The 269-nt window shown below is 66.9% G+C and carries 1 protein-coding gene; it reads left to right on the forward strand.

From position 1 onward, the window contains the following. Positions 1-59: 59 nt before the first annotated feature. The coding region (locus RMT89_RS43300; protein WP_315889245.1) for a hypothetical protein at positions 60-269 on the forward strand (210 nt) is incomplete at its 3' end.

The raw sequence follows: 269 nt of genomic DNA on the forward strand, positions 1-269 counted from the left end.
CGCTTGATTTCAGGTGCGGCGCGACCTGCGGCGGCACGATTTTACGGGAAGAGCCTCTCATGTCGACTGCGCCCGTAGACTTTGCCGTTTCGAACCAGGCGCCGGCCGCAGCCGACCGCTGCACCGTGCTCCTCGTGTTCCCGCGCTTCAACCCGAACTCGTTCTGGGCCTTGAAGGACACCTGCACGATCGCTGGCGCCAAGGCGCCGTCGCCGCCGCTCGGGCTGCTCACCGTCGCAGCTATGCTGCCGCAGCACTGGACGTTCCGG

Origin of the sequence: Streptomyces sp. P17, from assembly GCF_032436805.1 — a bacterium.
Classification (GTDB): Bacteria; Actinomycetota; Actinomycetes; order Streptomycetales; family Streptomycetaceae; genus Streptomyces.